General features: G+C 65.1%; 7 protein-coding genes. All 7 read left to right on the top strand.

Annotated features, from left to right (window positions below; translation table 11 throughout):
- Positions 1-12: 12 nt before the first annotated feature.
- The 7 genes from tagH to ACYHH6_RS14105 all read left to right on the top strand — a co-directional run bounded on the left by tagH (position 13) and on the right by ACYHH6_RS14105 (position 12,504).
- Positions 13-1,038: a type VI secretion system-associated FHA domain protein TagH gene (gene tagH, locus ACYHH6_RS14135; protein ID WP_352589079.1), complete on the top strand. Its 1,026-nt coding sequence runs from the start codon at positions 13-15 to the stop codon at positions 1,036-1,038.
- Positions 1,039-1,278: 240 nt separating this feature from the next.
- Positions 1,279-2,811 carry a type VI secretion system protein TssL, long form gene (tssL, locus tag ACYHH6_RS14130; protein ID WP_352589082.1) on the top strand — a complete coding sequence of 511 codons (1,533 nt, stop codon included), beginning with the start codon at positions 1,279-1,281 and terminating at the stop codon, positions 2,809-2,811.
- Positions 2,808-6,326, top strand: a complete 3,519-nt coding sequence (gene tssM / locus ACYHH6_RS14125; RefSeq protein ID WP_352589086.1) for a type VI secretion system membrane subunit TssM — start codon at positions 2,808-2,810, stop codon at positions 6,324-6,326. The genes tssL and tssM overlap by 4 nt, the downstream gene beginning before the upstream one ends.
- Positions 6,327-6,483: 157 nt before the next feature.
- Positions 6,484-7,242, top strand: a complete 759-nt coding sequence (locus tag ACYHH6_RS14120; protein ID WP_352589089.1) for a PP2C family protein-serine/threonine phosphatase — start codon at positions 6,484-6,486, stop codon at positions 7,240-7,242.
- Complete coding sequence (locus ACYHH6_RS14115; RefSeq protein ID WP_352589092.1) at positions 7,239-9,644, top strand: serine/threonine-protein kinase; 2,406 nt, start codon at positions 7,239-7,241, stop codon at positions 9,642-9,644. The genes ACYHH6_RS14120 and ACYHH6_RS14115 overlap by 4 nt, the downstream gene beginning before the upstream one ends.
- Before the next feature lie 11 nt (positions 9,645-9,655).
- Positions 9,656-10,111: a DUF1036 domain-containing protein gene (locus ACYHH6_RS14110; protein WP_352589095.1), complete on the top strand. Its 456-nt coding sequence runs from the start codon at positions 9,656-9,658 to the stop codon at positions 10,109-10,111.
- Complete coding sequence (locus ACYHH6_RS14105; RefSeq protein WP_352589097.1) at positions 10,108-12,504, top strand: M23 family metallopeptidase; 2,397 nt, start codon at positions 10,108-10,110, stop codon at positions 12,502-12,504. Before ACYHH6_RS14110 ends, ACYHH6_RS14105 begins: the two co-directional genes overlap by 4 nt.
- Positions 12,505-12,526: the final 22 nt, after the last annotated feature.

Below are 12,526 nucleotides of genomic sequence, written 5' to 3'. Positions count from 1 at the left end.
AGGCCATATTGCATGTTCATCAGTCTGCAGATCAGCAATGTCGATGTCCTGCCTGCCGGGCTGCCGCCCGGTTACGCATCGCGCGACCGCAGCTTCGAGATCGGGCGCGAGCACTGCGCCTGGACCTTGCCCGATCCGGACAAATTCATCTCCGGACGGCACTGCGAAATCCGTTATGAAGGCGGCGCTTACTTTCTCTACGACGTCTCTCGCAACGGCACCTTCGTCAACGGCTCGAGCCAGCGCCTGGCCGGCCCGCACCGGCTTGCGCAAGGCGATCGGCTCAGGATCGGGCGCTATATCGTGTCGGTATCGATCGATGACGGGAACGCGGCCTTCGGTGGCCATGGCTCAACGCAACGGCAGATGCCGGTCGCCGGATCCTTTCCGGACCATGTCGCAGCGCCACGGTCACCGACCGCGCCACCGGCTTCGGTCTCCAGCCGGCCACAGCAAGCCGACGAGATCCTGCGCGCGATTGCCGCCGGCGCCGGAATCCCGCCGGAAGTGCTTCTGCTGCGCCAGCCGAATGAGGTGGCAGGCGAGATCGGCGCCGTATTGCGGATCGTCGTCGACGAGCTGGTGCTGCTGTTGAAGGCGCGCGCCGCGGCGAAAGTCCTGGCCAAGACCAGCGATCGCACGATGATCAACGCCGCCGACAACAACCCGCTGAAGTTCGTGCCCGGGACCGACGAAATTCTCGACATCATGTTTGCGCGGCGCAGGGCCGGCTATCTCGACGCCAGGCACAGCATCGAAGACGCCTTCCACGACCTCAAGACGCATGAGTTTGCCACCTTCGCCGCGATGCAGGCGGCGCTGGCGCGGCTGCTCGACGATTTGTCGCCCGAGGCGATCGCCAAGAAACTGCCGCCATCTTCCTTTGCCTCGAAAAAGACGCGCGCCTGGGACGCGCTGGTCGCGACCTGGCGGGCCAAGGAGGAAGCGCACGAAAACGGCCTCCTGGACATATTCCTCACCTATTTCAGCGAAGCCTATGCCAAGGCCGCCAAACAGAAACCGACAGGCAAGAGCTGACCTCCCTGCTGTAAAGCCGATCAAGGGACCGGCCGGCGACCAAAATTGCGCCGGGTTTCAATCGGAACCTTCTGAGACTACGATCACATACGACAGTTGAGCACGCGGGTACGGTTGGTCGACCTCGGGGGTCTGCGGCGAATGTCATGTCACGGCGAGATAGCGTCCTGCGGTCTGCGTTCGCGCGGGCGCAGCGCTATGCGTCGCCTGGCCGTGCGGGCGTAGAGGCGGGGATCGGCGATGAGCTCGAAGGACGATCCTTTCGATCCGGCCGGCAAAACCGTCATCCGCCCCAGCCGCGCCAACCCCGGCCGCAAGCAAAAGACCGTTCTCGCCCGCGATGCGCCGGCGCCCGACAGCACCGTGATCGCCCCTGCCAGCATCCCGGAATCGACGGTTTTCGATCCCAACGCCGGCCGCCAGCCGCCACCGCAGGCCGACGTCACGGGGACTGTGATCTATCAAGGCGCGCCTTTCGTCGCAGCGCCCGTCGATCCGTCGTTTCATGGTTCGGCTGGGACGGCAGAGAAAACGCCGTGGGATGTGTTGCTCGGCGCCAGCGACGGCGTCGACTATGGAACGGCCAACCCGATCGTTGCTGCCGCGGCGCCCTTGCTGATGCTGCTTGGGCACCTGCGGCTGGTGGCCGTCGAAAGACAGGCTGAGCCGCTGGCGGAGCATGTCGCCGGCCTGATCGAGGAGTTCGACCGCAAGATCGCCAGGACAGATACCTCAAAAGAGGATGCGCGCATCGCCAGCTATGTGCTTTGCGAAACCGCCGACGATATCATCGCCAACCTGCCCGGCTCCAGCCGGGAGATGTGGGCACAGCACGCCATGCTGTCACGCTTCTTCCAGGTCAAACCCACCGGCGCCGGTTTCTTCCAGGCGCTGAACACAGTGCTGGCGACGCCGGAACCTCACCGCAATCTGATCGAGCTGATGCATGTCTGCCTGTCGCTTGGCTTCGAAGGCCAGTATCGCGGCCAGGCGCGCGAAGGCCTGGAGCGTGTCCGCCGCGACGTCTACGAGACGCTGGCCTATTTCCGCGTCCCCGGTGACGACGACATCTCGCCGCGCTGGCAAGGCCTGTCGCTGACGTCAGCGCAAGGCTCCAGGCGAATTCCGCTCTGGGCCATCGCCGCCGCGACGGCGGCGGTTTTGACAGCAGCCTTTTTCACGCTGCGGGTTCTCATCACCAATGATGGCGAGGCCGTTGCCGGCGAATTGCTGGCGCTCAATCCGGCGACGCCCGTCATCATCGAGCGCACCGGCTTCGTGCCGCTGACCGAGGAGGTGAAAGTCGTCGCAGCACCAGCGGCGATTGCGCAGGTCGATCGCATCCGCGCCGCGCTGGGCAAGGAGATCGAAGCCGGCGGCGTCAGCGTCGGCACCAAGGGCGATTTCATCGTCGTGGAAATCAGCAACGCACTGCTGTTCCAGTCCGGACGAGCCGACGTCAAACCAGAATTCGAACCCGTGGCCGTCAGCATCGCGGCGGCTCTCGATGCCGAGCGCGGGCCGATCCGGATCGTCGGCCACACCGACAACGTCAAACCGAAGAAGACGAGCGCCTTCAAGTCGAATTTCGACCTCTCCGTCGCCCGCGCCCAGTCGGTCGAAAAGATGATCGCGGCGCATTTCAGCGATCCGTCGCGGACAAAGGTCGAGGGCAAGGGCGAGGACGAGCCCATCGCCGACAATGCAACGCCGGAGGGCCGCGCCAAAAACCGCCGTGTCGATGTGATGATTCCTCGGGAGGAGACGCTGTGACCGGCTGGCTGCTGCGCATCTTCTCAACGCTCGCACTGGCCGGCTTTGCCGCCGCGGTCTGGTTCGCGGGCCCGTTGATCCGCTTTGCCGGCGCCCGGCCGCTGGACCCGGTCTGGCTGCGGGCGGTGATCATTGGCGCCGTCGTCGGTACGGTGGCGATCATCTACGCGATCCGGCTATGGCAAAGGCGCAAGGCACAGAAGGCGCTGGAGGCCGCCATGGCCAGCGCAGAGGATGACGGCAGCGACGCAAAGCTGCTGGAAGCCCGCATGGGCGAAGCGGTTGCCACGCTCAGGCAGGCGAGCGGCAGGCGCAACTTCCTCTACGAGGTCCCCTGGTACATCGTCATCGGCCCGCCGGGCGCCGGCAAAACCACCGCACTGGTCAATTCCGGGCTGAACTTTCCGCTTGCCGGGTCGGGCCAGGCGCAGCCTGTGGCAGGCGTCGGCGGCACGCGCAATTGCGACTGGTGGTTCACCGACGAGGCGGTGCTGATCGACACGGCCGGCCGCTACACGACGCAGGATTCGCATGCTGGGACAGACAGCAAAAGCTGGCTCGCCTTCCTGTCGCTGCTCAAGCGGCATCGGACGCGGCAGCCGATCAATGGCGTCATCCTGGCGATCAGTCTCGCCGACCTGATGGCGGACGGCGAGCAGGCCGCCCGTGTCACCGAGATCCGCAGCAGATTGCAGGAAATCCACGCGGTCCTGAAGGTCCGCTTCCCGGTCTATGTGCTGTTCACCAAGGCGGACCTGGTCTCCGGATTCATGGAGACTTTCGGCGGTTTCGACGAAGCACGCCGGCGCAAAGTGTGGGGCGCAACCTTCCAGACCGCGGAGCGCGGCCTGAACATGGTCGGCGAGGCGCCGGCCGAATTCGACGCGCTGGTGAAGCGCCTGAGCGAGGAGATGAGCGAGCGGCTGCAGGCGGAGACCGATCCCATCGCCCGTATCGCCATTTTCGGCTTTGCAGCGCAGCTCGGCGCGCTGAAAGGCCGGATCGTGCATTTCCTTGACGGGGTCTTTGAGCCGACCCGCAAGCAGCTGAACGCGCCCTTGCGCGGTCTCTATTTTTCCTCCGGCACCCAGGAAGGCACACCGATCGACCAACTGCTCGGCAGCATCGGCCGCAGTTTCGGCAAGAACGCCCAGGTGCATCTTTCCGGCACCGGCAAAAGCTTCTTCCTGCACGATCTGCTGAGCCGCGTGATTTTCGCGGAGTCCGGCTGGGTCTCCTATGACAGGGCAGCCGACAGGCGGGCGACCATCGCCCGCTATGCCGGTCTGGCGGCGATCGCGGCCATAGCGGCTGCCGGACTTGGCGTTCTCGGCCTGAGCTTTACGACCAACAAATCGCTGATTGCCGCGACCAGCCAGGCGGCAGGTCAATACCGCGAGACGGCAGCCCCGCTGCTCGCAAGCACGACGGTGTCGGACGCCGACCTCGAAACCGTCATCGGTGCGCTCGATGCGCTGCGCAGCCTGCCGGCCGGCTATGACGCAAAAGACCAGCCGACGCCGGCCAAGGCGACGTTCGGCCTCAGCCAGCGTGAGCGTATCCTGTCCGCCTCCGAGACCGCCTACCGGCAGGGGCTGGAGCGGATGTTCCGCTCGCGCCTGCTGTTCCAGCTCGAACGCACGATCGAGGCCAGGATGGCCGATCCGATGGTGTTGTACGAGCCGTTGAAGATCTACTTGATGCTGGGTGGCAAGGCGCCGAAAGTGGACGACGAACTGGTCGTCACCTGGCTGAAGCGTGACTGGGAGCAGAACCGCTATCCCGGCGCCCACAACCGTGACGGGCGCGCACAGCTGGAGAAGCATCTGCGCGCCATGCTGGCACTCGACGACGACCAGGATCCCTCGTTCGAGCTCAACCGTTCGCTGGTCGAATCCGCCCAGCGCTCGCTCGGCCGCATGAGCCTTGCCGACCGGGCCACCGCGCTCATCCAGTCGGCCACCTATGCGGCGGCGCTGGACGATTTTTCGGTGTCGCAGCAAGCCGGCCCCGAAGCGCCGGTACTGTTCGAGCGCAATGACGCCAACGACCTGGCCTCGCTTCGCGTTCCCGGTCTCTACACCCATGCCGGCTTCGATTTCTATCTGGCGCAGCTCGCCAAGGTGGCGCAGGCGCTGGTCGACGATCAATGGGTGATCGGCAGCGGCGGAGAGCAAGGCGGCTTTGACCAGGAGTTACTCAAGCTCGGCCCCGAGCTTCTGGATCGCTATGGCAAGGGTTTTGCGGCGGCGTGGAACGAGGTGCTCGACAGGTTGAAGTTCAAGGCGATGGCCGCCGACAAACCGCAATATCTGGCGCTGTCCGCGGCCGGCTCGCCGAGCTCGCCCCTGATGCGGCTGTTCGAGGCGATCGCGCGCGAAACGGCTTTGACGCAAGAGCGCAATCCGGCTGCGTCTCAAGACAGCGATCAGGAAGTCGCCGCGCGCGCCAAGGGGCTCGCCCGCATCGGTATCGAGCTTGCCGCGCGCAAATCGCAAAGCCGGGCCGGGACCGCCTTTGTCAGCACGCAGAGCCAGGATCCGGGCGCCAACATCGAAGCCCAGTTCCGGTCCGTTCAGGCTTTGGTGGCCGGCGCACCCGGCCAGCGCCCGCTCGATGCCCTGACCCAGAACTTTCGCGAAATCTATCAAAGCGTGCGGCTGGCAGCTGATGTCCCCGCGCAGACGGACCAGGCCAACGCCAATCTGCAGCTTCAGATATCGACGCTGCGCGCCAACGCCTCGCGGCTGCCGAAGGCGCTGGCCAGGATGGTGAGTGCGGCGGCGGATGATTTCGAGGGCACTGTCGCCGAAACATCGACCACGCATCTCAACGAAATGCTGGAAGAGACGGTCGGCCGCCCGTGCGAAGCGGTGATTGCCGGGCGCTTCCCCTTCGCCCCTGCCGGCACCGACGATGTCGCAATGGCGGATTTTGCCAGACTGTTTTCTCCGGGCGGGGTTCTCGACCGGTTCTTCGCGCAGAACCTGGCGTCGCTGGTCGACATGAGCGGGCAGGACTGGGACTGGAAACAGGACACCAAGTTCGGCCGCAATCTGGCGAAATCGACGCTGAGGAACTTTCAGCTTGCGGCACAAATACGCGCCGCCTTCTTTCCGCTTGGCGGCCCGGTGCCGTCGATCAACATCACCTTCACGCCGCTCTCGCTGCATGGCGATGCTGACATGGCGCTGCTCAACATCGATGGCCAGGTGCTGCAGGCCACCCAGGCCGGCAACACGCCGGGCCTGATTCCGTGGCCGGGCAAGACCGGTTCGGCCAGTCTCAGCCTGACGCCAGAGCTGCCGGGACGCGAATCCGCAATCAAGTTCGACGGCCCATGGGCGTTGAAGCGATTGCTGGACAAGGGACAGGTCACCGCCAATGGCGACAGTCTCGAAGCGCATTTCGTCATTGGCGGGCGCGATGTCGCCTACACGATCAAGACCGGGGAGGACGGCAACCCATTCACGCTGCCGGCGCTTTCCGCCTTCAGCTGTCCGAAGGCTTTCTGATGGGGAATTGCATGGCAGGATCGGCGATTGCGGGGCGCAGAGACAGCAGCTGCACCCCACCGTCCGTCATCGGCGGCTTAGATTTCGATACTCTAATGGATAGGCCTGTGGCAGACTGGCCATGCACGTCAGCCAAGGCGTTGCGGAGGGTAGGCAAGTGAGCGGTGCCGCCTTTGAGAGCTACGGCGTGAGCCACAAGGGCTGCGTGCGCGACCACAATGAGGACAGCTATCTGGTTGAGCCGCAGATCGGCCTCTGGGTCGTGGCTGACGGCATGGGCGGGCATGAGGCCGGAGAGGTCGCCTCGGCAAGCATTGTCGAGCATCTGGCAACGATCGGCATTGCCAGTTCGGCGCCGGATCTGCGCGCGCGTTTCGAGGACCGGCTGAACCGGGCCCACGCCGAGATCCGCCGGATCGCACGGTCACGCGGCGTGACCATCGGCTCCACCGTTGCAGCACTTCTGGCCATGGACGGCAGGTTCGCCTGTCTCTGGTCGGGCGACAGCCGCGTGTATCTCGTGCGCGACGCCGCGATCTCGCAGATTTCGCGCGACCACACGGAGGTCCAGGAGCTTCTCGACAGCGGCGTGATCAGCGCCGCCGAAGCCGAGAACTGGCCGCGCCGCAACGTCATCACGCGCGCCATCGGCGTCAACGACGAGATCGCCATCGACTTCCAGCAGGGAGAGACCCTTGCCGGCGACATTTTCATCCTCAGCACTGACGGGCTGACGGCGCATGTCAGCGACGCGGAGATTGCGACAGCAGCACTGTCGGCAGCGCCGCAGGCAGCCTGCGAAAAGCTCCTGGCAATGGTGCTTGAGCGCGGCGGAACCGACAACGTCACTATCGTGCTGGTCAAGATCAGAGACAAAGGCAACGGCCTGTCCCAAGCGGGAGGCCACGACCGATGAGCTCCGACGACAAGACGCGGCTGTTGCCCAATATGGCGGATACCAGCGTCGGCACGCAGCTCAGCGGCATCTACGAGCTCGACGAACGCATCGCCTCGGGTGGCATGGGCGAAGTCTATCGCGGCCACAACATCCAGACCGGCGATCACGTCGCGATCAAGATCGTGCTGCCGGAATTCGCCCGTGACCAGACGATCCTGTCGCTGTTTCGCAAGGAAGCCTCGATCCTTAACCATTTGTCGCATGACGCTGTCGTGCGCTACCACGTCTTCACCATCGATCCCGGTATAGGGCGGCCCTATCTGGCGATGGAATTCGTCGACGGCCAGTCGCTGTACGACGTCATGCGCGGCGGCGCGATGGCGACGCAGGATGTGCGCAAGCTGTGCCACCGGCTGGCGTCGGGCCTGAGCGCGGTGCACCAGGCCGGCGCCATCCACCGCGATCTTTCGCCCGACAACATCATCCTGCCGGGCGGCCGGGTCGATCGCGCCAAGATCATCGATTTCGGCATTGCGCGATCGGCGACGGTCGGCGGCGAGACGCTGATCGGCGGCAAGTTCGCCGGAAAATACAACTATGTCTCCCCAGAGCAGCTCGGGCTCTATGGCGGCGAGGTCAGCGAACAGTCCGACATCTACAGCCTGGGGCTGGTGCTGGCGGCGGCACTGCTCGGCAAGCCGATCGACATGGGCGGCTCGCAATATGAGATCGTCGAAAAACGGCGGACCGTGCCTGATCTCTCCGGCATCGATGCCGATTTCAGGGACATCGTCGAAGCGATGCTGCAGCCTGACCCGAGTGATCGACCGGCCAGCATGGCCGAAATCGCCCGGTTGACGCGCGATGACAGCGACGCCACCCTGCCGCCAGCCTCGCTTGCGCCCCGGCCGGGTCTGCCGCGAACCGGGCAGACCGCCGGGCCGGTCTCGAAGGTCGAGGGCTCGCAGACACAAGGGCTCAGTGCGGTCCCCGCAAGCGGCACGGCAGAGCCATCCTTTGTGCCGCACGTGCGCCCGGCGCTTCTGTCGCAACCGAAGCCGGCAGCTGAAATTCCCAGGCGAGCAAGCACACCGACGAAGCCTGCTACTACAGGCCGAAGCCGGACGATCGCGGCGCTGGCGGCGGTTGTCGTGGCATCGCTGGGAGGACTCTATGCATCCGGCATACTGGGTTTCGGAGACCGGCCTCGCGCCATCGATACCGGCAAGACACCGCCGCTCCAACCCGATCTGACCAAGCCGATCGTCGCGGACAAGCCCGCTCCGGACACTGCGCCGGTGGAAGAGCCAAAGCTGCAACCGGCAGAAACTCCGGCTGAAGATCAGGCCAAAGCGCCGGTCGCGCCGCAGCCAACGCCGCCGGTCGCGTCGAGCACTGCGGCCCCGCAGCCAGCCGAACCAATCGACAAGACCATCGCGTCTCAACCGCCTTCCAACCCGACGCAGCCCGATGCCGCGAAGATCCCCGAGCCCGTCAGCCCGCCGGTAGAGACCAAGGCAACAGAGCCGAGCACGCAGACACCTGAACCAACGGCCGAGGCACCCAAACCCGTAGCACCGACGCCGGACCCCACCGCTCAAGCCCCCGAGGTGCAGGCGCCTGAGCCGACCGCACAGGCGCCCAAGCCCGACACGCAGGCGCCTGAACCGACTGCGGAGCCCAAGCCAAGCCAGCCCGATATCGCCAGCGGTGGACAGGCCGACAAGCCGGCAGAGCCCGACATTGCCATGAATGTGCCCAAGCCGGAGGTGCCGCCACCGGCCGATGCGGCCGCGGAGCGGGTTACCTGGGTAAGCGCGTTCAATGGTGGTGATTGTTTCTACGCGACGGTGACATCGGCCACCGACAAGAGTGCCGCTATCGAGGGCTTTGGCACGTCGGTGCCGCCGTTCGAACAGCTGCTTGGGGAATTCCAGGCGAAGTTCCATGTCGAGCCGGACATCAGCGTCCGCCTCATCCAGCCGACGCAATGCGGGATCACCGACTTCCTGCGTTTCATGGGGGCAAGCACGGCTGACAGACCGCAGCTGGTGCTCGACCAGACGTCAGTGCCGGACGGTTCGCCGATCGACGGCACGCTGGTGACGCATGGCGGGCTGGTGTCGAGCGTGATTCTGATCGACCACAGGGGCATCGCCTTCAACCTCGACGACCGCGTTGTCGCACAAGCCGACAAGGCGACCTTCTCGATCCCGATCGGGCTCGGCGCCGCCGACAAGGCGGCGGGCAAGGCGCTGCCGCAGATCATCATGGTGATCACCGGTCCCGACGAGATCAAGGCGGCGAACTTCTCGACGCCGACGCCGGCCTCGGTGCTGTTGCCCAGGATCCTCGACGAGATCGGCGCCAGGACCTCGGCATTTTCGGCGACCGCCAAATATTTCCGCCTCGGCGGGTAGCACGGACGCCGATGGAACGCCGTCGCCGTGATCCCATTGCCCTGAATGCGCGCGCAAAACTCGCCGCGGTCGCGTTTGCGACGCTCCTGCTGGCGCTTCTTTCCACCGGACAGGCGCGCGCCGAATTCACCGTCTGCAACCAGACGCTCGACGTCGTCAATCTTGCCGTCGGCCAGAAGGTCGACGACGCCGACCAGACCGATGGCTGGTGGACCATCGGCGCCAACCAATGCGTCAACGTCATCCGTGAGGAGCTGACAAACCGCTACATCTACATCTACGCCACCGATGTTTTCGGCCACGCGATCCTGGCAGGCTCCACCGAGATGTGCATCGAGCGGCGGCGCTTTTCGATCCGCGGCATCACTGAATGCTGGCAACGCGGCCATATCGCGGCAAAATTTCTCGAAGTCGACACGCAGGAACAGGTGCGCTGGACCTTCTTCCTGACCGGAAGCGCGCCGTGACGCACAGCATCGACACCAGCTTCAAGGCAAAGAAGCAGGCGCGGGCCGCGCTACGCAGGCGCAGGCTTTGGCTCGGGCTGGCGGCTGGTCTGGCAACAATCGTCCTTGCCGCGATCGCCACTGGCTTCTACCTCACGGCCGACTACTGGTCGTTTGGCGACGAGGACGAGGAGTTGCACGCCGTCGAAGGCTCGGACGACGTGCCGGCCGACGCATCGGTCTATGTGCCCGCCATCATCGATCTGGCCGGCGACCCGATGTGGATCACGCTGGCGCCCGAGGCCGGCGCTGCAACCAAGGGCCGCGCGATGCCGCGCCCGGCGGAGCTCGACCAGGCCGGCATCTCTCCTGAGATCGAAGTCCTGTCCGACGTGATGCTCAGCGCCAGCGAAAAATTCATGACGACGATCCCGTCGACGCAGGAGGATTTCGCCTTCTTCCAGGCACAGCGGAAGACCGCGGTTGCGCCGCCCGAACCCAGCGATCCGCAGAATGATCTGCAGAACGATCTTCAACCCTCGCCCAGCGCGGACGAGGTTCCGGCGGCTCCCGGCCCAGCTCCTGATCCGCAGGCCGCTCCGGGTGCCTCGGCGGCAGCTGATGATCCCGAAGCCGGCTGGGGCGAGACCATCGATGAAGGCGAAGCGGCGCTACCTGCCTTTCAGAAGACGGCGGTCGAAAACAACACCAGCGTCGCCACCGTCACCTCAGAATACCAGCGTTTCGAGGCGACCGAGGATACGTTCGTGAAAATCCTCAACGACCGCAGCCTGGACAGCGTTGCGCTCGATGCACATTTTTCCGCCGAGGACGCAAAGCTTGCCGGCGAAGCGCTGAAGGCGCTGTTCGACAAGGACGGCCTGCAGCCTGGCTATGTCGTGGCGATGCGCGGCTTCAGGCCGACGCGCGAGACCACGACAATGTCGCTGATGCAGGTCTCGATCTACGCCAAGAATGTCTTTGTCGGCACGCTGACACGTAATGCGGCGGGTGCCTTCGTGTCGGGTGTCGACCCCTGGGTGCGCGAGGATCTGTTCAACTATTCGGGCGCCGAGACCGTAGGCGCGCAGAAACGGCAATACCGCCTGCTCGACGCGATCTATTCGACGGCGGCGCGCAACAATGTGCCGAGCGGCATCATCGGCGAGGCCATCATGTATCTGTCGCGCGGACAGGATCTGGACGCTTTTGCCAGCGAGGACCAGCGCCTGTTGCTGATCTATTCCCAAACGCCGCGCGGCAAGAACGAGACCGACGGACGGGTGCTCTATGTCGGCGTGCAGGGCGCGCAAAAGAGCCTCGACTGTTTCGTTTTCCAGCAGAGCGACGGCCAGTTTTCCTGCGTCTCGGGCGACGATCAGGTGCGCTCGCTGACGGTGGCCAACGGCATGGTGACGCCGGTCAGCGGCGTCATGACGTCGACCTTCGGGCCGCGCAAGCATCCGATCCTCGGCGTGGTCCGCATCCACAAGGGTGTCGACTGGGCAGCCCCTGTCGGCACGCCGATCGCCGCCGCCTTCGATGGCGAGATCATCTTCCAGGGCGACGGCGGCGGCTACGGCAATGTGGTCAAGATCGCGCATGCCGGCGGCCGCGAGACGCGCTATGCGCATATGTCGAAATTCGCCATCGCCAGCGGCGTCGGCACCAAGGTGAAGGCCGGCGACATCATCGGCTATATCGGCACCACCGGCCTGTCGACCGGGCCGCATCTGCATTTCGAGCTCTATCAGGGCGGCCAGGCCATCGATCCGCTGGGCACCGCGACCGCCACGATCGCCGCCACGTCCAGCGATCCCGCCGTCGAAACGCTGACCGACCGTATCGTTCATGTCGAATCGGGCGGCAGCGCGCGGGCCAAGAACCCGCTGTCTTCGGCAACCGGCGCCGGCCAGTTCATCTCGAAAACCTGGATCCGGATGATGAACACCTATCGTCCCGAACTGGCGCGCTCGCTGTCGACCGCCGACCTGCTCGCCCTGCGCTACGACGCCACCATCTCGCGCGAGATGGTGCGCAATCTGGCGCGCGAGGGCGAGGCCTATCTCAAGGCGCGCGGCCACCAGATCACGGCCGGCCGGCTCTATCTCTGCCATTTCCTCGGCATGGAAGGCGCCCATCAGGTGCTGGCGTCGCCGGGATCGGCGCAACTGAGCGCCGTGCTCGGCTCGGCGGTCATCCAGGCCAACCCTTTCCTCACCGGCAAGACCGCCAGCTACGTCGTCGACTGGGCGGAACGGAAAATGGGTCGCAAATTGCCCACGCCCGCGACGACCGATGCAGGCCAGACGACAACGACGGAAGTCCGCCAGACATCGCCGGAGTTCGAAAAATACAAGCAGGCCATTACGGCGCTGGTCGGCTCGCTCCAGAGCAACCTTGAGCCTGGCTAGCCGCAGTTTCAGCGGGTGGCCG

The sequence above is a fragment of the Mesorhizobium sp. P171375 genome, from assembly GCF_057786075.1.
The sequence above is the reverse complement of the archived record's forward strand: the minus strand, read 5'-3'. Positions and strand labels throughout refer to the sequence as shown.

Excerpts from the sequence above, each read along its gene's own strand:
- ACYHH6_RS14110 (WP_352589095.1), top strand. The coding sequence starts at position 9,656 with ATGGAACGCCGTCGCCGTGATCCCATTGCCCTGAATGCGCGCGCAAAA.
- tagH (WP_352589079.1), top strand. The coding sequence starts at position 13 with ATGTTCATCAGTCTGCAGATCAGCAATGTCGATGTCCTGCCTGCCGGG.
- ACYHH6_RS14115 (WP_352589092.1), top strand. The coding sequence starts at position 7,239 with ATGAGCTCCGACGACAAGACGCGGCTGTTGCCCAATATGGCGGATACC.
- tssL (WP_352589082.1), top strand. The coding sequence starts at position 1,279 with ATGAGCTCGAAGGACGATCCTTTCGATCCGGCCGGCAAAACCGTCATC.